This is a genomic window from Polaribacter sp., from assembly GCF_039939415.1.
GTDB lineage: Bacteria > Bacteroidota > Bacteroidia > Flavobacteriales > Flavobacteriaceae > Polaribacter.
Map to the genome: position 1 here is coordinate 1 of NZ_JBDVJE010000014.1, position 20,694 is coordinate 20,694.

Here is a 20,694-nt window from a genome sequence, read left to right on the forward strand (position 1 = left end):
TACATCAATGAAAATTATTTTATTTATTTATTAGATACAGAAAATGATGTTACAATAGATTTAAGACAAATTAGCTACGATTTTTCCATTGAAACTATAGGAGAGAACAATTCTAGATTCAAAATTATTTATACTAAAGAAGAAATAGAGGTTTCTCAAAAATCTTTAGGAATAAATACTTTAGAAGATAATGATTCTAAAAATTTAAGAGTTTTTATAGATAACAAAAATGAATTAAACGTAGCCTTTAATTTTGATGAAAATGAGGTTAAAAAAATAACATTATTCAGTATTCAAGGAAAAAAAGTAGTTGTATTTAATGGGGATCAAAAGAAAAATGTTTCTAACATATCTAAAGGGGTTTATATAGTAAAAGTACAATTAGAAGATAACAAAATTTTTAATAAAAAAATAGTAATATCTAATTAATATAAAACCTGTTTTTAAAAATAAAAAAGCTCAGAATTTATTTAATTCTGAGCTTTTTTCATTTCTTTATTCAATTTTTTATTTTCTTACGTTTTCAGATGCTTTCATCACTTTAAGTTTCAATTCTTCTTTATAAGCGATAATTTTATTTAAAACTAGTTCATCAGAAGCTCCTATAATTTGAGCTGCTAAAATACCAGCATTTTTTGCGCCATCTAAAGCAACAGTAGCAACAGGCACACCACCTGGCATTTGTAAAATTGATAAAACAGAATCCCATCCATCAATAGAATTTCTACTTTTTACAGGAACTCCAATTACAGGTAAAGGACTCATAGAGGCTACCATTCCTGGTAAATGTGCTGCACCTCCAGCACCAGCAATAATTACTTGTACACCTCTTTTGTGAGCATTTTTAGAGTAATCTACCAATTTTTCTGGTGTTCTATGTGCAGAAACAATATCTACTTCAATTTTAATATCAAAATTTTCTAAAATATCTATTGCTTCTTGCATTATTGGAAGATCAGAATCGCTTCCCATTATTATTCCTACCATAATTATTTACTTATTACTCTAATTGTTTCTTTAACTTGTTGTGCTATTTCTCTTGCTTTATCAATATCAGAATTTACAATAGTAACATGCCCCATTTTTCTAAAAGGACGTGTTTCTTTTTTTCCATAAATATGAGGTGTAACTCCATCAATTTTTAAAATATTTTTTATGTTTTTATAAATTACATCACCAGAAAAACCTTCTTCACCAACTAAATTTACCATAATTCCGGCAACTTTACTCTCAGTGTTTCCTAAAGGAAGATTTAAAATAGAACGTACATGTTGTTCAAATTGATTGGTATAACTTGCTTCTATAGAATAATGACCAGAATTATGTGGTCTAGGTGCAACTTCATTTACTAAAATTTTATCATCTATAGTTTGAAACATTTCTACAGCCAATAAACCAACAAAATCTAAATCACTTACTACTTTTAATGCCAATTCTCTTGCTTTTTCTGCAACTTGAGAGTCTATTCTTGCAGGGCAAATAACATATTCTACTTGGTTAGCTTCAGGATGAAACTCCATTTCTACAACAGGATATGTTTTTGTTTCACCATCAGTATTTCTAGCAACAATTACTGCCAATTCATTTTTAAAAGGAATCAGTTTTTCTGTAATACACTCTACATTTGGTAAAGATTCTAAATCTTCTACGTTTCTAACAATTTTTACACCATTACCATCATAGCCAAAACGAGCAGCTTTCCAAACAAAAGGGAAATCTATAATACTGTTTTCAAAAGAATGTTTAAGTTCTTCTAAATATGCATAGTGAGAAAAAGGTGCAGTTGGTATTTGATGATCTACATAAAAATTTTTCTGTCTTGCTTTACTTTGTATAATTCGTAAATCTTTTGGTTTTGGATAAATGGTTAAACCTTCGTCTTCTAACTTATCAAGAGCATCAAGGTTTACATTTTCTATTTCAATTGTTAATACATCTACCGTTTTTCCGAAGTTATAAACAGCATCAAAATCTAATAAATCTCCAACAACAAAAGTGTTGCAAATTTCTGCACAAGGTGCATTTTTATTACTTTCTAAAATAGAAGTATGTATGTCTAACTTTTGCGTTTCTGCTAAAAGCATTCTCCCTAATTGCCCTCCACCAAGAACACCTAGTTTAAAATCTGAAGAAAAATAATTTTTCACGTTAAATATTGTTGTGTTTCAGCAAAAATAAGCAACTCAATTTAACTAATCTACTAAATTAATTTCTTATTTGAATAGCATCATTACCAATTAGGTTAACAGTATACATTAACATACCACAACCTTCTTCTCCTATGAGCCTTCCACCTTCTAAATAATTATAGCTTTTATTGTGGCAAGAGCAAGTAACGGTTGGTAAATTAGAAATATCTAAAGGTGTATTACAACTTCTGTCTGGGCATTCTAAATCGAAAGCTATAAAGTTAGAAGCATTGTTTCTTATAATAAAAATAGATCTGCCGTTAATTGAATAGGTTTTACTAGTACCATTTATAGTTAATGTTTGGTAACCAGGTAGTCTTGTATTTAAAACTTCATTTAGATTTACTCCTGTAAAGCAATCATTAATTTGTGTATTATCTTCACATGAAAATAAGACGAAGGCGAATAGCAAAACAGCAAACTTTTTTATCATAGTTATCTTTGTTATCTTCATAACGACCGCAATTTACAATTATTTTGTACATTTGTAAGACAATCTCATTCCTGTTTAGGTAATGAGATTTTTAAATTATATTACTATGAGCGACATATCTTATTATTCAGCAGAAGGATTAAAGAAATTGAAGGATGAATTGGTGCAACTAGAGCAAGTTGAGCGTCCAAGAGTAACACAAGAAATTGCAGATGCAAGAGATAAAGGAGATTTAAGTGAAAATGCAGAATATCATGCAGCAAAAGAAGAACAATCTCATTTAGAGTTTAAAATAGCCAAATTAAAAAACGTAGTTGCTAACGCAAGAATTATAGATGAATCTCAATTAGACACGTCTAAAATATTGATTCATTCTATTGTGAAAATTAAAAATACAGCTAACGGAATGGAATTTTCTTACACTTTAGTAGCAGATTCTGAAACAGATGTTAGAAATGGTAAATTATCTGTAAACTCGCCAATTGGTAAAGGTTTATTAGGTAAAGAAGTTGGTGATGTTGCAGAAATTAAAGTTCCTAATGGAATTATGAAGTTTGAAATTGTAGCTATTTCTAGATAATTTTTACTAGAAGCTTCTTCCTGCTTTTCACTATATCTTTTTTTCGTTCCTCAAAAAAGGATGCCGTTTCAATCAGGGCTAAACTAGTTTACAAACTTTAGTTTCTCTTATTACAAATACATTTTAAAAAAGAAATTAAAAATTATAAATTCGGGTTTTGGCATCGCCAAAATCCGAATTCTTTTTTACCTTTACTAACAACTAAACTCTAAAAACTTATAACTTTTTAAGATGAGCATATTCACAAAAATAATTGAAGGAGAAATACCTTGTTACAAAGTAGCAGAGGATAATAATTATATTGCTTTTTTAGATATTAATCCTAATGCAAAAGGCCATACTTTAGTTGTACCTAAAAAAGAAGAAAACAAATTATTCGATTTATCTAAAGATGAATATTTAAGCCTTATGGAGTTTTCATACAGAGTAGCAAAAGCATTAGAAAAAGCAGTAGATTGTAAAAGAGTTTGTATGAGTGTTATTGGTTTAGAAGTACCTCATGTACATGTTCATTTAGTACCAACTAATGCCATGGCCGATATGCAATTTGGTAAAAAAGAAAAACTAACAAATGAAGAGTTTGTTGTTTTGGCGCAAAGTATTTCAAGTAAATTTAAGTAAATGAAAAAATCTAATTTTAAATTCTATCTAATTGAATTTCAAAAGTAGTTCCCTTTCCAATTTCAGATTTTTGCACAAATATTTTACCTTTATGGTAATCTTTTACAATACGTTTAGAAAGCGATAAACCTAAACCCCAACCACGTTTTTTAGTTGTAAAACCAGGTTTAAATATTTGTTTATATAATTTTTTAGGTATTCCTTTTCCGGTATCAGAAATTGTAATTTTTACTTTTTTAGAATTGTTTTCTATATTTAATTTTAATTCTCCTTTACCTAACATTGCATCAATAGCATTTTTAATAAGGTTTTCTATAACCCAACCAAATAATTCAGTATTTAAGTTTGTGTAAATATCTTTATTAGTAGTTGAAAAAGAAAAAGAAATTTGCTTAGAACTACGAGATTCTAAATAATCGAAAGCCGCCTTTGTAATGGTTACAATGTTTTCTTTTTTTAATTCTGGTATAGAACCTATTTTAGAAAATCGATTAGCAATTGTGTTTAATCTATTTACATCTTTTTCTATTTCTTCAACATAATTATCATCTACTTTTTCCATTTTTAAAATGGCAATCCATCCTAATAAAGAAGACAAAGGCGTGCCAATTTGGTGTGCAGTTTCTTTTGCCATACCTGTCCAAAGTTTATTTTGTTCTGCAATTTTATTAGAATTGTAAAACAGATAAATAACACTTAAAAAAAGAAATAAAATTAGAATTAATGCTAAAGGATAATAGGTTAATTTATTTAATAAATCTGAATTCCTATAATAAATATATTGTTTATTATTTTCACCAAAACTTATTTCAATCGGCAAATTTTCAGATTTCATTTTTGCCAATTGTTCAATTAAATAATCTGAGTCTAGAGATTTAATTGAATCTAAATTTTGATTCGAGATAATATTACCTTTTGCATCAACTAGAATTAAAGGAATACTTGTATTTGTTGTAATAATTTTATCGGGCAAAACAATATCTGAGTTCAAATCTGAATTTGAAAATTCTTTGAAAGCAATTCCTAAAATTTCCATTTTAATACGTTCTTCATGTTTAAATTTTTGAAAGAAAGTATAGGTGTTCCATAATATTAATGAAACTATAATTAAAGAAATTAATATTGCTAAGCGTTTAAAAAGAAAGTTGTTTGTAAAAAAAGTCATTAAAAACAAATATAAAGGATTCTTGTATATAACTCATATAAAGGTTTTATAGTATAGAAGATTCCTTTAAAAAAGGTATACTTTAAAAGTAATAAATTACTCTTAACTAGGTGCACTGTTAATAACTTTGGTAAAGAACATATAGGTTTTATTTGATTAAAACCCACAAAAAAACATACATTTGTGCTTTAGCATTTTAAATGAATGATGAAAAAAGTGTATTAAAAGCACTTTTATTAAAATAGAAATTATGGAAGTTATTGGAAAAATAAAATTAATTGGAGATGTTCAAACTTTTGGAGCTAACGGATTTCAAAAAAGAGAAATGGTAGTTACCACTGATGATCAATATCCTCAAATGATTAATATTGAGTTTCATCAAGATAAAACAGATTTATTAAACAACTATAAAGTTGGTCAAGATGTAAAAGTTTCTATTAATTTAAGAGGTAGAGAGTGGATTAACCCACAAGGAGAAGCTAGGTATTTTAACTCTATTGTAGGTTGGAGAGTTGAGAACTTATCTCAAGCTGCAGCTTCAAATAATTTACCTCCAGTAGATCAATTTCAACCAGCATCTAAGGTTTCTGATGAAGAACCAGATGATTTACCTTTCTAGAAAATAAATTAGATTTTATATAAAAAAAGAGTGTAAATTTAAATTTACACTCTTTTTTATATAAAATTTTGTCTTGTTTTTTAATCTAAATATTTAAAACTACTTCTTTTCTCCTTTTTTAGGCATGGGTCCTCTCATATGAATGATCAACCCATTTAAAAAATTTCTTAAAAATTGATCACCACATTCCATATATTTTGGATGTTCTTCATTTCTAAAGATAGCACCAAGTTCTCCTTTTGTAACTTTAAAATCTACTAAAGCACAAATTTCTATAATATCAGTATCACGAAATTTATGTGCTACTCTTAATTTTTTAAAAACGTCGTTATTTGTTAATCCCATAAAACAAAAGTAATTATTTTTTAATCTACAACTTTAAAAATAGCCCAAGCATATATTGCAAATCTAGCAAAACGAAATAAACCAAATAAAACTACATTTTTAAACGGATATTTTATCATACCAGCAGCAGTACAAGAAATGGAAAATGGTACAGGTAACAATGCACCTACTAATATTAAAAAGCCTCCCCATTTTTTAGAGTTTTTAAGATGTTTAGCCATCTTTACTTCTAAATAATTTTTTACAGATTCTATTTTTAATGCTGTTTTTCCTATAAAATAAGATAGCAATCCTCCACAATAAGATAAAGTGGCAAGTATTATTAAATTTAAAATTGGTTCATTAGTTTTTTTTGTCCATGCAATAAATATCTCTGGAGGTATTAATCCTAAAAGTGTTTCTGATGTAAAGAAAAAAGAAAAAATACCTAGTCTAGAAAAAGTCTCTGTAATAGATTCTAAACCTTCATTTATATTATAAATATATCTATTTATTAAAAAAAGACCTACAACAACAGATACTATGGGTATAAAAGCTTTTTTTAAACTTTCCCATATAAACATGTAAAAACCTGTTCTTGAGTAGTAGCTATGCATTAGTTTAGCTCTCTCTTTTTTAGTTTTAATTCTTTTTCTTTTTGGTATTCTAGACATTTAAATTTCTTAAATAGTAAGCAAAAATAACTACTTAATTACATATAACCACAAAAATAAATATAGATTAATAAAACTTTATGTTGGTTAAAACAAAAAATAATTTGTATATTTGGTTAACCAATCTGGTAAACCAAATATTTTAACGTAATTTTTCCCTATGAAAGCTAATAAATTAAAATACATGTTGTCTTTAATTATACTACTTACAATTCAAGCTGAATTATTTATCTAACTGAAAATAAGTGTTGTAGTTAAAAATAACATTAAATAAAAAAATTCAACATTAAAATTTGTCTTCTAATTTTGGATATAAACCTCATCTATTTTTGATGAGGTTTTTTTGTTACTTATTTTTGTAATATGATTTGGCTTTCAGAAAATATAGAATTTCCACCTTATGAGTTAACTACAGATGATGGCATTATTGCTTTGGGAGGAGATTTATCTGAAAAAAGACTAATACATGCCTACAAAAAAGGGATTTTTCCTTGGTTTTCAGAAGGAGAACCAATTATTTGGTATTGTCCACATGAAAGAATGGTGCTTTTTCCAGAAGAAATAAGAGTATCTAAATCAATGCGAAAAATTATCAATAAAAATAATTATACAATTACAGAAAATACAGCTTTTAATCAAGTAATTTATAATTGCAAAAATATTGAAAGAAAAGATGGTTTTGGAACTTGGATTACTAATGATATGGAACAAGCCTATATTAATCTACACAAATTAGGAGTTGCCAAATCTATTGAAGTTTGGTTTAATAAAGAATTGGTGGGTGGCTTATATGGTTTAGAAATAAATAATGTTTTTTGTGGAGAGAGTATGTTTAGTAAAATGTCTAATACTTCTAAATTAGCCTTTATTTACTTAGCAAAAAGTAAAAAATATAAATTGATAGATTGTCAAATTTACAATGAACATTTAGCAACTTTAGGAGCAAGAGAAATAGAAAGAAAAACATTTTTGAAGTTTTTAAAAGCATAATTTTTTTTAGTTTTAATAATTGGAATAATTATTGTTTCAATTTTTTCAAACCAAAACTAAAAACATGAAACAATTACTATCTTCAATTTTATTTTTCTGTGTATTTTCATTGTCCTTTTCACAAGAAAGATTAGGAAAACCTTTTTTTACAGGGTCTGGAAATTTAACTTTTACAGTAAATGAGCATTATACTTTAGATCCAGATGATGGTGAGTCTTTTTTAGTACCTAATGCAATATTTTTAAGAATTGGGTTTGGTTATGAAATAAAAAGAAGAGTTGCTATTAGTGTAAATGGTGGTTTTGATTATCATTGGAACTATGCAGTTAGTGCATTTCCTACTTATTTTAGTCTCAAATATAATATCACAGAAGATGAGGGAGATAATTTTTTTACAGAAATAAGTTATGGTAAAATGTGGAGGCCAGCTAAAAATTACCCTGATGGAAATTACTATAGAATAGGATTAGGAACACAAGTAGCTGGAGCAGAAAGATGGAATACCATAATTCGATTAGATTTTCATAGAAAAGGGATTATAGGTTTTGAAAATAATAGATTAGATAGTGTTTCTTTAGGTATAGGATTCTCTTTTTTTTAAAAATTTGGAGCAACAGAAAAATTCATTTTCTCGTTTGTAATAGGATGTGAAAACTCAATAAATTCTGCATGTAAATGTAATCTGTTTTCTTTTTTACCATACAAATCATCACCAACAATAGGCATATTTAATCCATTTTTATGAGCAGCATGTACTCGTAATTGATGTGTTCTTCCAGTAATTGGATAGAAATAAACTTTAGTTCTGTTATTTTCTTTTTTGATAATTTCCCAATGTGTTTCTGCATTTTTACCATACTTAAAATCTACCAATTGTCTTGGTCTATCTTCTAAATCTACACGTAATGGGAGTTTTATTTTTCCATTATTTTTAGATAAATCTCCATTTAATAAAGCAACATAACGTTTTTTAACGGTTCTTTTTATAAACTGACTTTGTAAAATTTTATTAGCTTCTTTAGTTTTAGTTAATACTAAAATTCCAGAAGTAGACATGTCTAAACGATGAACAATTAACGGTCCTGTAGCGTTAGGATATTTTTCTTTAATTCTTGTATAAACAGAGTCTAAAATTTTTTTTCCTGGAACAGATAAAAATTCTGCAGGTTTGTTTATTACAATTAATGCATCATCTTCAAAAATAATTTCTAACTGTTGTTTTTCAGCTAAATTTTCTAACAATAAATTATCATCCATTTTTATGCCTTCTAACATATGAGACAAAATAGGTTTGCATCTTCCTTGGCAAGCAGGATAATAATTTTTATGTTTTCTAATTTCTGAATTTGGTGAAATTCCCCACCAAAATTCTGCCATACAAATGGGTGTAAAATCATTTAAAAAAGCATGTTGTAAAAGCTTTGGTGCAGAACATTCTCCAGAACCAGCAGGAGGTTTTATATCTGGGTTATTAAAAATATCTAATAAATTCTTTTGTTCTTTTTGATGATTTAAGAATGTATAACTTTTAAAAAGTGTTTGTTGTAAATAATTAGACTTTTTTTTTCTTCTTTTTTTTAGGCTTAAAATTTCTTCTTCATAAAATTCTAATTCAGCCTTTTTTTTAGCAATTTTATGTTTATAGTATTCTTGAAGTTCTTTAAAATAAAACTGATCGTTAAAACTTTCTTGAACCAATTTTTTATTTAACAAATTAAAATCATATTTATTTAAAGTTGAAATTCCAATTTGTTTTCTAGCTTTTCTCTCTTTTTTTCGATGCTTTAGTTTTTCTTTTTCTAAATTTAAATCATCATCAATATTTTTAAATAGCTTTTTTAAAAAATTCTTTAAATTTATATAAGTTTCATCTTTTTTTATTTGAGATATTCTTTTGTTTATTTTGTTAATTTCTTCTTCACCTTTTAAAAAGAAGCTTTCTTTAGTTCTCATGTTAAAAACAGGAGGAACAAATTTTTCTGGAAAACTATTATCCGCTAATTTTCCAGAAAAGGCAGCCAAGTAACCAATTTCATTTTGTTGATTTTTAACAACTAAAACTCCAAACATTTTACCAATTGCTAGTGAGGGTTTTTTATCCGAAAGGCCAAAATTATGTTTAAAATCTGTTTGATTTTCTAAATATTCTTGAAGTTCTTTTACAGCTATTTTAGCTAATTGATGAGGTTCATAATAAAAAGGGAAAGTAAACTTTTTTGGAAGCTCTATTTTAGAAAAATCTACATTAAAATGCTGAAAATATTTCAAAATTAAAGACTAAAAGTTGCGCGTTGTAAGCGATCATTAATAGATTTTCCTAAACCATTGTCTGGAAATCTTTCTGCAATAATGGCATCTAATTGTTGATGATCTAATTCATGTAAAGCATCGTATAAATTAGCAGCAGCTTCTTGTAAAGAACCATTTTCTGATAATATTATTTCTGTTAAAGAAGTATTATTTAAAGAGTCTTTAAAAACTAGAATTCCAATTTTTTTACCTTGATGTTTTTTAATTTCATGAGTAACATTATCAACCAAATAAGTACGAGTAGAAGGTGCATAATGTCTTGCTAACATTCCTGGTGCATCAGGGCTTTCTTCTTTCTTATTTTTAATAGAAATTTTACCAACAACAGCTTCTATATCTTCTAAAGCTAAAGCACCTAATCTATATATAATGGGCTCATCGTTTTCAAAACCAATAATGGTAGATTCTATTCCGTTTGTACAAGAACCTCCATCTAAAACCATTTGAATGTTATTTTTAAAATAACGCTCTACATGTTCTGGTTTTGTAGGACTGATACTTCCAAAAGGATTTGCACTTGGTGCAGCCAAAGGAAATGGTAGTTGTTTTAACAATTCTAAAGTTATAGGATGATTTGGTATGCGTACAGCAACAGTATCTTTACCAGCTGTTATTAAATCAGGAATTTTTGCATTCTTTTTTAAAACCAACGTCATAGATCCTGGCCAAAAAGCATCTGCTAATAATTTTGCCTTTTCAGGAATATTTAAAACAATGTTTTCTAACGATTCTATAGAAGGAATATGCACAATTAACGGATTAAAAAATGGTCTTTTTTTTGTAGAAAAAATACTTTTTATCGCTTTTTCACTTAAAATATTACCTGCTAAACCATAAACAGTTTCAGTGGGTATTGCAACCAACTGATCATTAGTTAAAAGTTTTATTGCCTTTTGTATGTCTTTAGAAATTATACTCATAATCAGTTTGCAAAATTACACATAAAAATGAAGTTTTTACTAAAGTAAAGATTCAATTTTATTTTGTAGGTAAAAGAAGTATGTGTTTTTATCATCTTTATTTATTACAAAACATACACTAAAGCTTCTAATTAAATCTATGAAAACAAGTATTTATATGTTTTTTGACACTTTTTTGACATTTCATTTACTAAATTAAATCTATTACCAATCTATATTCGTACTATTATTAATAACTAACATTATGAGAAAAATTAAATTCATTTTATCAACATTAACAGTTTTAACAAGTTTAATTATTTTTAGTGGTTACTCTAAAAGTAATACGACTTATAAATCTAATACAAAAACGATTGTTGAAAACAAACTTGGTCAATCAATTAATTTATTTGTAACGCATGGACATTGTAGCACTCCTTTTTCTGGAACTGTAAATAATTTAGATGTGAATGTTCCTTTAAGATTTGATGGTGGAAATCCTTTAGAAAAACTCAGTATTTCATTTGAAATAGATCCAGATTCTTTTATTGTAAATGCAGCAGAAGAATTAACAGCAAAAATTAAAACTCCTGGTTTATTTATTGGATCTAATGATGAGAAAATAATATTTAAGTCTACCAATATTTATACAATGGGTATAGATTGGTATCAAATTAATGGAGTATTATCTATAAAAGGAGTTGAAAAAGAAGTGAAATTATTTGCATCAGGAATAAGAGGAGCAGATCAAATATCTACAAGTATGCTTATCTTAGAAGGTAGAATGAATTTGTTTGATTGGGATATTGATTATGATAAGATTGTAAATGGTAAATCTGGATCTATTGCTACAAAATGGATGCATTTTAATATGAAAGTTAATTTGTTTGGTTGCTAGAATTGTTTAATAATACATTTTATATTATGTTGCAGAAGGACAAAAGAATAAGTCTGTAGGGTTGTCTATGTCATATAAATATTGATAACTTCTAGATTCTTTTAAACAAAAAGGTTCTATTAGTTTTATCATATTTTTAAACCCTTCTAGAGTTAATATGCAAAAAAAGGTTTTGTTGTCTTTGGTCAAAATTCCTTCATCAGTTTTAAATAAACCAAAAATTAAATTACAATTACAACCAGTTATAAAGTCTACTTTTTCTAAGTCTAACTTTTGTCTTTTATCAATAATTGTGTCTTGTAATAGGTCTCTAAACAGAATAGCTTCTGCTCTATTAAAATTAAATAGGCGCACAATATTATCATCATGTCCATTAACGTTTTCAATATAATCTAATTCCATTTCTTGTGCTGAATTTGTTTTAAATTTAATGAGCTTGCAGCCAGTTTTCTCCAATTCCCATTTCTACTTCTAACGGAACACTCATTTTAAAAGCGTTTTCCATTTCGTCTTTAATAATTGGTTTTATAATTTCTAACTCGTCTTTATATGCATCAAAAACCAACTCATCATGTACTTGTAATAACATTTTAGATTTAAAACCTTCTTTTTCAAAACGGTTATGAATGTTAATCATTGCTAACTTTATAATATCGGCAGCAGAACCTTGTATTGGCGCATTTACAGCGTTACGTTCTGCACCTGATCTTACCATGGCATTTCTAGAATCTATGTCTTTTAAATATCTACGTCTGTTTAAAACCGTTTCTACATAACCATGTTCTCTTGCAAAATCTACTTGTGCAGACATGTATGCTTTTAACTTCGGATAAGTTTCGTAATACGTATCAATTAGTTCTTTTGCCTCTCCTCTAGATAAATCTGTTTGATTACTTAAACCAAAAGCCGAAACTCCATAGATAATTCCGAAATTTACCGTTTTTGCATTACTTCTTTGTTCACGAGTAACTTCATCTAAAGGAACATCAAAAACTTTTGCAGCTGTAGAAGCATGAATATCTTCACCGTTTTTAAAAGCTTCAATCATGGTTTCTTCTTCACTCAAAGCAGCAATAATTCTTAATTCTATTTGAGAATAATCGGCTGCTAATAAAACATGATTTTCATCTTTTGGAATAAATGATTTACGAACTTCTTTACCTCTTTCTGTTCTAATTGGTATGTTTTGTAAATTAGGATTGTTAGAACTCAATCTTCCTGTTGCAGCAACAGCTTGCATATATTCTGTATGTATTCTTCCTGTTTTAGGATTTACCTCATTTGGCAAGGCATCAACATAAGTACTTTGTAATTTTTTATATTGACGATACGCTTTAATATCTCTAATAATTTGATGGTCTTTTTCTAAGAAAGATAAAATATCTTCTCCGGTTTTATACTGACCCGTTTTTGTCTTTTTAGGTTTGTCTACCAACTTCATATTTTCGAACAAAACAATTCCTAATTGTTTTGGTGAAGCAATGTTAAATTCTTCGCCAGCTTGTTCGTAAATACTTTTTTCTAGTTGATTGATGTCGTCCGTTAAGGCAACAGATAATTCTTTTAAGAAATCGATGTTTACGTTAATTCCTTCAATTTCCATAGCAGTTAAAACCGAAACCAAAGGCAATTCAATATCATTAAAAAGTTTGGTAACATTACCTGTTTCTAATTCTTTGGTAAAATGCTCTTTTAACTGAAACGTAATATCTGCATCTTCTACGGCATATTCTGTTTGGTCTGCAATTGGCACAACTCGCATAGAAAGTTGATTTTTCCCTTTTTTACCAATCAATTCTACAATAGAAACCGGTTGATAATTTAAATATGTTTCTGCCAAAACATCCATATTATGGCGCATGTCTGGATTGATTAAATAATGCGCAATCATGGTATCAAACAATTTCCCTTTTACAGGCATGTTATAGTTTGATAAAACTTTGATATCATATTTTAAATTATGACCAATTTTTTCGATTTCACTTTCAAAAAACGGTCTAAATTCTTCTAAAATTGATGCAGTTTCTTTTTGATTTTTTGGAAAAGAAACATAATATCCTTTTCCATTTTCCCAAGAAAAAGCAATTCCTATTAATTCTACTTCTAATGCTTTTAAACCTGTTGTTTCCGTATCAAAACAAACAGAAGTTTGTTGCATTAACTTCTTTAAAAATAATTTTCTCGATAAAGGAGAATCTATATGCTGATAAAAATGATTGGTATTTTTAATGGTTTTAAAACCAGATAAACTTTCTTCTTCAGAAACAGATCCTGTACCTGGAGCAGCAAATAAATCGAATTGACCTTCTGTATTTGAAGCTGCTTTTTTAGGTGTTGCTTTGGCCTTTTCTTCTGTTTTGTTTTCAGAAGTATTCGTTGTTGTTTCAGTATTAAAAGTGCGTAAAAAGTTGGTTAATAAATTTCTGAATTCTAAATCGTTAAAAATTTCTGTTACCTTTTCTTTATTTGGTTGATCTAACGTAAAATCTTCTGCATCAAAAGTAACAGGAACATTTAGCATAATTGTAGCTAATTGTTTAGAAAGTAAACCTAACTCTCCATTTGCTTCAATTTTTTCTTTCATTTTTCCTTTAAGCTCATGCGTATTTGCTAAAAGATTTTCCATAGAACCATAAGCAGCTAAAAACTTTTTGGCAGTTTTTTCGCCAACTCCAGGTAAACCTGGGATGTTATCTGCAGAATCTCCCATCATACCAAGAAAATCTATTACTTGTTCAGGGTTTTCTACACCAAATTTTTCTTGCACTTCTGGTACTCCCCAAATATCATATCCACCTCCAAAACGCGGTTTGTACATAAAGATATTTTTAGAAACTAATTGCGCAAAATCTTTATCTGGAGTTACCATAAAAGTCTTGTAACCTTCTTTTTCTGCTTGTTTAGAAAGTGTTCCTATAACATCATCTGCTTCAAAACCTTCTTTTACCATAATTGGTATGTGCATTGCTTTTAAAATCTCTTGAATGTAAGGAACAGCTAATTTAATTGCTTCTGGAGTTGCATCTCTATTGGCTTTGTAAGCTTCAAACATTTCTACTCTATCTACAGAGCCACCTTTGTCAAAACAAACAGCTAAATGATCTGGTCTTTCACGCTTTATAACATCTAATAAAGAATTCATAAAACCCATTATTGCAGAGGTATCTAAACCTTTACTATTTATTCTTGGGTTCTTTATAAATGCGTAATATCCTCGAAAAATTAATGCGTAAGCATCAACTAAAAAAAGTCTTTTTTGATCTGACATTCTATTGATTCTGTGATTAAATTGTTGAAAAATTGAAATCTAAAATAGGTTTTTTAGAGATTTGAGAAAGGTACAAAACTTTAACAAGACGTTAAAATTCATTCGTTATTTAACAAGTATCTTTGATAAATTATTTTAAAATAAAACATTCTTTATGAAAATAGCAATTAGGCTAATTATTTTGTTTGCCATTATTATTTTATTGGAAGTGTATGTTTTTCAGGCAATAAAGACAATTACTAAAAATAAAATCATTCGTTATTCTTGGTTAATTGTAAGTGTTTTGGTTTATGGAAACTTCTTATATGTTGCTTTAACGTATGATAGAACGCAAGGGCAAACACCACAATTTCAAATGGCAATGGGTTTATTACTTACCGTTTTAATTCCAAAGTTAATTGTATTAATTTTAATGTTTGGTGAAGATATTTGTAGAGGGTTTTTAAAACTGATTTCTACAATTTCATCAGAAAACACAAAACCATTAGCAGGTAGAAGAAAGTTTATTTCTCAAATAGCTTTAGGATTGGCAGCAATACCTTTTGCCTCTTTTATCTATGGAATCATCCAAGGAAAATACAATTATAAAGTTTTAAAATATCAGTTAAGTTTTAAAGATTTACCTGATGCTTTTGATGGGTATACAATTACGCAGATTTCAGACATTCATTCTGGGAGTTTTACCAACAAAGAAAAAATACAATATGGAGTTGATTTAATCAATGAACAAAAATCAGATTTAATGTTATTTACAGGAGATATTGTAAATAATAAAGCTGATGAAATGGATAATTGGATTGATGTTTTTGATAAATTAGAAGCAAAAGAAGGAAAATACTCTGTACTTGGCAATCATGATTATGGAGATTATATGGATTGGGAAAATCCGCAAGATAAAATAGATAATTTTAAGAAAGTAAAAGACATTCATAAAAAAATTGGTTTCGATTTATTACTAGATGAACATCGATATTTAGAAAAAGACGGACAGAAAATTGCACTTCTTGGAGTAGAGAATTGGGGTAAAGGATTTAACCAAACAGGAGACTTACAAAAAGCGTCTATAGGAATTAATAAAGAAGATTTTAAAATCTTAATGACACACGATCCAAGTCATTGGGAACATAAAGTAAAACAAGATGATTTTAATTATCATTTAACATTAAGTGGGCATACACATGGTTTGCAAATGGGTATCGAAATTCCTGGTTGGATCAAATGGAGTCCATCACAATTTGCTTACAAACAATGGGCTGGTTTGTACCAAGAATTTGGTAGATACATAAATGTAAATCGTGGTTTTGGGTATCATGCATTTCCTGGAAGAGTTGGTATTTGGCCAGAAATAACGGTGATAGAATTGAAAAAAGCCTGATAATCAGTACTTTTAAATACTTTTATCTATATTTGTTAATCAACAAAAAACAATTTAAACGTTTTTCCTCTTAAAAACTTTTATATAATGGCAAAATTTGGTGACTTAATTAGTGTTGAAAAACCTGTACTTATCGATTTTTATTTTGATTATAATGATTTAGAAAAAACGGTACATACTTTAAGAGATGTAGCTGCGGCTTTAGGAGATAATGCAAAAGTAATTAAGATAGAAATTCAAAAAAATGAAACTCTTGCAAATGCTTTAAACATAAAAGGAAATCCTACTTTTATGATTTATAAAAATGGTGTAATAAAATGGCGCCAAACAGGTTTTCAAGATGCTCGTACATTAATTAGTTTGGTACAACAATATATTTAGTTTTAGGAGCTATTTCCAGCTTTCACTACTCGCTTTTTTTCATGCTTCAAAAAGAGCTCAAACAAACCGTTTAATCAGGGCTAAACTTGTTTGCTGTTTTTTGTAATTGCTTTAAAAGTAAACCCTTTTTTAGAAAATTCTTTTAATACTTTAGGTAAAGTATATTTCATTCTTTCAGCAGCTTTTACACTATCATGAAAAACAATTATACTCCCTTCTTTTGTGTTTTTTAAAACGTTATTTAGACATTTTTCATTAGAAATAGAAGTATCAAAATCTGCAGATAAAACATCCCACATAATAATTTTATAACCTCTTTTTAGTAATTTTTTTGCTTGAGATTTTTTTATTTTTCCATAAGGTGGTCTAAATAAATGCTGTTGAACTTTTGAATTGTTGAATTGTGTAATTGTTTTGTTGCATTCTAAAACATTTTTTAAATAAGTACTATTATCACTTTTCCATCCTTTTAAATGATTTTGAGTATGGTTTCCAATAGAATGACCATCAGCAATTATTTTAGCAAAGATATCTGGATGATTATGTATGTTTTTACCAATACAAAAAAAAGTAGCTTTTGCGTTGTGTTTTTTTAATTCATTTAAAACAAATTCGGTAATTTCTGGAGTTGGTCCGTCATCAAAAGTTAAAAAAATTTCTTTCTTTTTAGAAGGAAAACGCCACGTATATTTTGAGAAAAATCTCATCATAAAACGTGGCGTTCTCGGTAAATAAGTTTTCATTAAAGTTTATTTTTCTTCATCAGGTAATAGATAATTAAATAACTTTACTGTGTTTACAAATTCTGTTTGTAGAACTTCTAAATATTTTTTATCAACTTCACCTTCTTCTGCTTGATTAATAATGTTTCTGTACATATATAAAGTAGTGTCAATTTCATCAAAAATTAAATCTACATCATCTTTAGAATAGGTACTTAACCACACTAGTTTTTCTGTAAATAATGTAATTAATGTTTTTGTAGTTTCTCTGGCTTTTAGGGTGTTATTTAATCTATAATATGCTTCTGGGTAGCCAATAGATAAGCTGTAATGATCGAAGTCTTTTATTGGCATTTTTTCTAAAGACAAATCTAAAACTTCTAAGGCTTTAAGTGTATCTCCTTTTTTAGCAAACGTTTCAGACAAACGTAATAATGCATTACGCATAGAAATGGTGTTTCTTTTAGTTTGTTCGTCTAAATAAATTTTACCATCATTTATGTTTCTCCAATTCCATTTTTTAATATTAGCATACATTTTTTCTGGGTCAATTCTTCCCATATCAAACAAGCTCTTTTTAGCCATTGGTGTTTTAATTGGCACTAATTTATAAGACAAACCATCTAATTGTAAATAATCTTTTAACCAAATGTATTCTTCATCAGCATTTGCCCCACCAGTAAAGTAAATTGGTCTTTCCCAATCATTATTGGCAAGAATATCTAACATTAAAATTCGATTTTTATATAAAGCTCCATCATCAATTGTAATGTCTATATAATCTAAAATTTTATCTGCATCTTTTTGAGCTACAATTCCGTTTGCTAAAACTTTTTCTTTATTAACAGGAATTCTAATTTTATTAGTTGGATAAAATTTTTCTTTTACACCAGCTTCTTTATCTATATAATATGTTGCATCGTTTTCAGAAGCAATCCACCTCATAAAATCTTTTATAGAAATTATAGAATCTTTAAATCTAGGGTGTTCTATATGATAAGCAACATCTAAACTACCATATTTATATTGATCGTGTTTTAATTGAGATGGAATAGGAGGTGCATCATAAGTAGCACGTTTCATTTGATCTATATACCAATCTGTTGCAAAAAGAGAGGTGTTTACTAATTTTACATCGGTTCTAATTTCTTCTACTTCTTGCATATACCAAAGAGGAAACGTATCATTATCTCCAATAGTAAACATAATTGCATTTTGGTCGCAACTTTCTAAATAGGCTTGTGCATTTAAATGAGTTGTGTATCTGTTAGAACGATCATGGTCATCCCAATTTTCTGAAGCCATTAAAGTTGGTACAGCTAAAAGAGAAACAACAGATACAACAATAGCTATTGTTTTTTTGTTAGCAAAATTCTTTAAGTATTCATACAAAGCAAGTACTCCAAAACCAATCCAGATAGCAAAAATATAAAAACTACCCACAACTGCATAGTCTCGTTCTCTAGGTTCAAAAGGTTTAGGGTTTGTGTAGAAAATAATTGCGGCTCCAGTAAATAAGAAAAATAATAAAAGAGTGTAAAAATTTTCTTTATCCCATTTAATTTGAAATAACAATCCAATAATACCTAAAATTAAAGGTAGAAAGTAATATTTATTTCTTCCTTTATTTTCTAAAACTTGTGAGGGCAAACTCTTTTGTGAACCTAATCTAAATTCATCTAGAGCATTAATTCCGCTAATCCAATTTCCGTTAAAAAGATCTAATTGTCCTTGTATATCATTTTGCCTTCCAACAAAATTCCACATAAAATAACGACCATACATATAACCAAACTGATAGCTCATCATAAATTTTAGATTCTCTGCAAAAGTTGGTCTACGTTTGCTGTTTTGTGGTATACCTGCTATTTGTTTGTACATTTTTTCTGAAGCAGGATTTACCATTCTTGGTATAAAACCTTTATGTTTATCAGACCAATTAGGCACAACATCTTTGTATTTATTTACAATTTCGTATTTACCATTTCTTTTTTCGTACTTAGGCTTATCATCTTTGTAAGGTTTGTTTTTATCTTGTTCTCTTTTGTAAGAGTTAGAGTAATAAGTATCATAAAAAACATTGGCATCTCCATATTGTTCACGTTCATAATATGCTAATAACTCACGTGCACTTGAAGGATCATTTTCATTAATTGTAGTGTTTGCATTTGCTCTAATTGGTAACATCATCCAAGATGAAAAACCAATCATTATAAACATAACAGAAAGAATTAACGTGTTAGTATGAACTTTATTTTTCTTACGTGTAAAGTTTAATCCGAAATGAAACAATGCAACTAAAATTAGTGCAGCAATAATACTTCCAGAATTAAAAGGCATTCCTATAGAATTGATAAAAAACAATTCTGATATACTAAAAAATTTGAGTGTAAAAGGGAATAAGAATTTAAATACAAACATTAAAACTACCACAGAAATAACAGATGCAATGGCAGTTGTTTTTAAATTGATGGTTTTATAAGTTCTAAAGAAGTATAACATTACAATTGCAGGAATTACCAATAATGATAAAATATGTACACCAAATGATAAACCAACTACAAAACTTATTAAAATTAACCATTTGTTACCTCTAGCTGTATGTATTTCACTTTCCCATTTTAAACCTAACCAGAATAATAATGCCATTAAAAAAGAAGACATTGCATATACTTCTCCTTCTACAGCACTAAACCAAAAACTATCTGAAAACGTGTATGCTAAAGAACCTACAATAGAGCTTCCTATAATAGCGATGTATTTTCCTTCTGAAATTTCACCTGTTTTTAAAGCTAATTTTTTAGCCAAATTAGTGATGGTCCAGAACATAAATAAGATTGTAAATGCACTTGCTAATGCAGACATAAAGTTTACCATTTTTGCTATCTGATCTAAATTAGATGTAAACATGGCAAAAAAGGCACCTAACATTTGAAATAATGGTGCTCCTGGAGGATGCCCAACTTCTAATTTTACAGAAGTAGAAATATATTCTCCACAATCCCAGGCGCTAACGGTTGGTTCTAATGTTAAAGAATATGTTATTAAAGCAATTGCAAATGTAATCCATCCTAAGATGATATTCCATTTATTAAAGTTTGCTGATGTCATAGTTGTTTAATAAGATGTGGCGAATTTACTAATAATTATGAATAAAAATAGTTGACATTTGTATTTATAAATGATTATTTCCTCATAAAAGTTTGTTAAAGATAAAATTTATTAAAAAATGTTTGCAAATTTAAA

Annotated in this window: 21 protein-coding genes; 9 read left to right on the top strand and 12 right to left on the bottom strand. The window is 28.0% G+C overall.

All coding sequences use genetic code 11. From position 1 onward, the window contains the following. A partial coding sequence (locus ABJG40_RS02800; RefSeq protein ID WP_348023062.1) for a T9SS type A sorting domain-containing protein occupies nt 1-429 on the top strand: 429 nt, incomplete at its 5' end. 78 nt (nt 430-507) lie between these two features. Here ABJG40_RS02800 and purE read toward each other — a convergent pair. From purE to ABJG40_RS02815, 3 genes are read right to left on the bottom strand one after another with little or no spacing between them, the layout of a single operon-like run. Further along, entirely contained in the window at nt 508-987 is a 480-nt protein-coding gene (gene purE, locus ABJG40_RS02805; protein ID WP_348023063.1) for a 5-(carboxyamino)imidazole ribonucleotide mutase, read from the bottom strand. Between the two features lie 2 nt (nt 988-989). Further along, on the bottom strand, nt 990-2,147 hold the full coding sequence (locus ABJG40_RS02810; protein ID WP_348023064.1) for a 5-(carboxyamino)imidazole ribonucleotide synthase: 1,158 nt from the start codon (nt 2,145-2,147) through the stop codon (nt 990-992). 58 nt (nt 2,148-2,205) lie between these two features. Continuing rightward, complete coding sequence (locus tag ABJG40_RS02815) at nt 2,206-2,622, bottom strand: Rieske 2Fe-2S domain-containing protein (protein WP_348023065.1); 417 nt, start codon at nt 2,620-2,622, stop codon at nt 2,206-2,208. A gap of 106 nt (nt 2,623-2,728) precedes the next feature. On the opposite strand from ABJG40_RS02815, the gene greA reads away from it, so the two are divergent. Further along, nucleotides 2,729-3,202: a transcription elongation factor GreA gene (greA, locus tag ABJG40_RS02820; protein WP_348023066.1), complete on the top strand. Its 474-nt coding sequence runs from the start codon at nt 2,729-2,731 to the stop codon at nt 3,200-3,202. A gap of 231 nt (nt 3,203-3,433) precedes the next feature. Then, nucleotides 3,434-3,823, top strand: a complete 390-nt coding sequence (locus ABJG40_RS02825; protein ID WP_348023067.1) for an HIT family protein — start codon at nt 3,434-3,436, stop codon at nt 3,821-3,823. 16 nt (nt 3,824-3,839) lie between these two features. Here the strand turns inward: ABJG40_RS02825 and ABJG40_RS02830 are convergent, their stop codons facing one another. Continuing rightward, nucleotides 3,840-4,988, bottom strand: coding sequence for a HAMP domain-containing sensor histidine kinase (locus tag ABJG40_RS02830; protein ID WP_348023068.1), 1,149 nt, complete (start codon nt 4,986-4,988; stop codon nt 3,840-3,842). A gap of 250 nt (nt 4,989-5,238) precedes the next feature. Between ABJG40_RS02830 and ABJG40_RS02835 the strand changes: the two genes are divergently transcribed. After that, nucleotides 5,239-5,607 (top strand): DUF3127 domain-containing protein, encoded by a 369-nt coding sequence (locus tag ABJG40_RS02835; protein WP_348023069.1) that lies wholly within the window; start codon nt 5,239-5,241, stop codon nt 5,605-5,607. Nucleotides 5,608-5,706: 99 nt separating this feature from the next. Here ABJG40_RS02835 and ABJG40_RS02840 read toward each other — a convergent pair whose 3' ends face one another. Together ABJG40_RS02840 and ABJG40_RS02845 are read right to left on the bottom strand one after the other, a co-directional pair. Then, nucleotides 5,707-5,952 (bottom strand): DUF1456 family protein, encoded by a 246-nt coding sequence (locus ABJG40_RS02840; protein ID WP_348023070.1) that lies wholly within the window; start codon nt 5,950-5,952, stop codon nt 5,707-5,709. A 20-nt stretch (nt 5,953-5,972) separates the two neighbouring features. After that, on the bottom strand, nt 5,973-6,605 hold the full coding sequence (locus tag ABJG40_RS02845; RefSeq protein WP_348023071.1) for a VTT domain-containing protein: 633 nt from the start codon (nt 6,603-6,605) through the stop codon (nt 5,973-5,975). A gap of 363 nt (nt 6,606-6,968) precedes the next feature. On the opposite strand from ABJG40_RS02845, the gene aat reads away from it, so the two are divergent. Together aat and ABJG40_RS02855 are read left to right on the top strand one after the other, a co-directional pair. Continuing rightward, on the top strand, nt 6,969-7,595 hold the full coding sequence (aat, locus tag ABJG40_RS02850; protein ID WP_348023072.1) for a leucyl/phenylalanyl-tRNA--protein transferase: 627 nt from the start codon (nt 6,969-6,971) through the stop codon (nt 7,593-7,595). A 64-nt stretch (nt 7,596-7,659) separates the two neighbouring features. Then, nucleotides 7,660-8,196 (top strand): hypothetical protein, encoded by a 537-nt coding sequence (locus tag ABJG40_RS02855; protein ID WP_348023073.1) that lies wholly within the window; start codon nt 7,660-7,662, stop codon nt 8,194-8,196. On the opposite strand, the gene ABJG40_RS02860 is transcribed toward ABJG40_RS02855, so the two are convergent. Beyond that, entirely contained in the window at nt 8,193-9,863 is a 1,671-nt protein-coding gene (locus ABJG40_RS02860) for an RluA family pseudouridine synthase (RefSeq protein WP_348023074.1), read from the bottom strand. The genes ABJG40_RS02855 and ABJG40_RS02860 overlap by 4 nt on opposite strands. Nucleotides 9,864-9,865: 2 nt before the next feature. Beyond that, entirely contained in the window at nt 9,866-10,825 is a 960-nt protein-coding gene (locus tag ABJG40_RS02865) for an L-threonylcarbamoyladenylate synthase (RefSeq protein ID WP_348023075.1), read from the bottom strand. Nucleotides 10,826-11,069: 244 nt separating this feature from the next. Here ABJG40_RS02865 and ABJG40_RS02870 point away from each other — a divergent pair, with 244 nt between their 5' ends. Then, nucleotides 11,070-11,702 (top strand): YceI family protein, encoded by a 633-nt coding sequence (locus ABJG40_RS02870; protein ID WP_348023076.1) that lies wholly within the window; start codon nt 11,070-11,072, stop codon nt 11,700-11,702. Nucleotides 11,703-11,726: 24 nt separating this feature from the next. On the opposite strand, the gene ABJG40_RS02875 is transcribed toward ABJG40_RS02870, so the two are convergent. Then, entirely contained in the window at nt 11,727-12,104 is a 378-nt protein-coding gene (locus tag ABJG40_RS02875) for a hypothetical protein (RefSeq protein ID WP_348023077.1), read from the bottom strand. 25 nt (nt 12,105-12,129) lie between these two features. Further along, the gene (polA, locus tag ABJG40_RS02880; protein ID WP_348023078.1) at nt 12,130-14,970 is read right to left on the bottom strand and encodes a DNA polymerase I; all 2,841 of its coding nucleotides are present in this window, start codon (nt 14,968-14,970) and stop codon (nt 12,130-12,132) included. A gap of 154 nt (nt 14,971-15,124) precedes the next feature. On the opposite strand from polA, the gene ABJG40_RS02885 reads away from it, so the two are divergent. Together ABJG40_RS02885 and ABJG40_RS02890 are read left to right on the top strand one after the other, a co-directional pair. After that, nucleotides 15,125-16,345 (top strand): metallophosphoesterase, encoded by a 1,221-nt coding sequence (locus ABJG40_RS02885; RefSeq protein ID WP_348023079.1) that lies wholly within the window; start codon nt 15,125-15,127, stop codon nt 16,343-16,345. 87 nt (nt 16,346-16,432) lie between these two features. After that, nucleotides 16,433-16,726 carry a thioredoxin family protein gene (locus tag ABJG40_RS02890; protein WP_348023080.1) on the top strand — a complete coding sequence of 98 codons (294 nt, stop codon included), beginning with the start codon at nt 16,433-16,435 and terminating at the stop codon, nt 16,724-16,726. Between the two features lie 80 nt (nt 16,727-16,806). Here ABJG40_RS02890 and ABJG40_RS02895 read toward each other — a convergent pair whose 3' ends face one another. Both ABJG40_RS02895 and ABJG40_RS02900 read right to left on the bottom strand, forming a co-directional pair. Continuing rightward, entirely contained in the window at nt 16,807-17,469 is a 663-nt protein-coding gene (locus tag ABJG40_RS02895) for a polysaccharide deacetylase family protein (protein WP_348023081.1), read from the bottom strand. Between the two features lie 6 nt (nt 17,470-17,475). Beyond that, nucleotides 17,476-20,559, bottom strand: a complete 3,084-nt coding sequence (locus ABJG40_RS02900) for a DUF2723 domain-containing protein (RefSeq protein WP_348023082.1) — start codon at nt 20,557-20,559, stop codon at nt 17,476-17,478. Between the last annotated feature and the right edge of the window lie 135 nt (nt 20,560-20,694).

What these genes read in the sequence shown, in the direction of transcription:
- ABJG40_RS02895 (WP_348023081.1), bottom strand. Translation starts at nt 17,469, where the DNA reads ATGAAAACTTATTTACCGAGAACGCCACGTTTTATGATGAGATTTTTC.
- ABJG40_RS02855 (WP_348023073.1), top strand. Translation starts at nt 7,660, where the DNA reads ATGAAACAATTACTATCTTCAATTTTATTTTTCTGTGTATTTTCATTG.
- ABJG40_RS02900 (WP_348023082.1), bottom strand. Translation starts at nt 20,559, where the DNA reads ATGACATCAGCAAACTTTAATAAATGGAATATCATCTTAGGATGGATT.
- ABJG40_RS02875 (WP_348023077.1), bottom strand. Translation starts at nt 12,104, where the DNA reads ATGGAATTAGATTATATTGAAAACGTTAATGGACATGATGATAATATT.
- purE (WP_348023063.1), bottom strand. Translation starts at nt 987, where the DNA reads ATGGTAGGAATAATAATGGGAAGCGATTCTGATCTTCCAATAATGCAA.
- ABJG40_RS02825 (WP_348023067.1), top strand. Translation starts at nt 3,434, where the DNA reads ATGAGCATATTCACAAAAATAATTGAAGGAGAAATACCTTGTTACAAA.
- ABJG40_RS02865 (WP_348023075.1), bottom strand. Translation starts at nt 10,825, where the DNA reads ATGAGTATAATTTCTAAAGACATACAAAAGGCAATAAAACTTTTAACT.
- ABJG40_RS02815 (WP_348023065.1), bottom strand. Translation starts at nt 2,622, where the DNA reads ATGATAAAAAAGTTTGCTGTTTTGCTATTCGCCTTCGTCTTATTTTCA.
- ABJG40_RS02885 (WP_348023079.1), top strand. Translation starts at nt 15,125, where the DNA reads ATGAAAATAGCAATTAGGCTAATTATTTTGTTTGCCATTATTATTTTA.
- ABJG40_RS02830 (WP_348023068.1), bottom strand. Translation starts at nt 4,988, where the DNA reads ATGACTTTTTTTACAAACAACTTTCTTTTTAAACGCTTAGCAATATTA.
- ABJG40_RS02835 (WP_348023069.1), top strand. Translation starts at nt 5,239, where the DNA reads ATGGAAGTTATTGGAAAAATAAAATTAATTGGAGATGTTCAAACTTTT.
- aat (WP_348023072.1), top strand. Translation starts at nt 6,969, where the DNA reads ATGATTTGGCTTTCAGAAAATATAGAATTTCCACCTTATGAGTTAACT.
- ABJG40_RS02890 (WP_348023080.1), top strand. Translation starts at nt 16,433, where the DNA reads ATGGCAAAATTTGGTGACTTAATTAGTGTTGAAAAACCTGTACTTATC.
- ABJG40_RS02870 (WP_348023076.1), top strand. Translation starts at nt 11,070, where the DNA reads ATGAGAAAAATTAAATTCATTTTATCAACATTAACAGTTTTAACAAGT.
- ABJG40_RS02840 (WP_348023070.1), bottom strand. Translation starts at nt 5,952, where the DNA reads ATGGGATTAACAAATAACGACGTTTTTAAAAAATTAAGAGTAGCACAT.
- polA (WP_348023078.1), bottom strand. Translation starts at nt 14,970, where the DNA reads ATGTCAGATCAAAAAAGACTTTTTTTAGTTGATGCTTACGCATTAATT.
- greA (WP_348023066.1), top strand. Translation starts at nt 2,729, where the DNA reads ATGAGCGACATATCTTATTATTCAGCAGAAGGATTAAAGAAATTGAAG.
- ABJG40_RS02845 (WP_348023071.1), bottom strand. Translation starts at nt 6,605, where the DNA reads ATGTCTAGAATACCAAAAAGAAAAAGAATTAAAACTAAAAAAGAGAGA.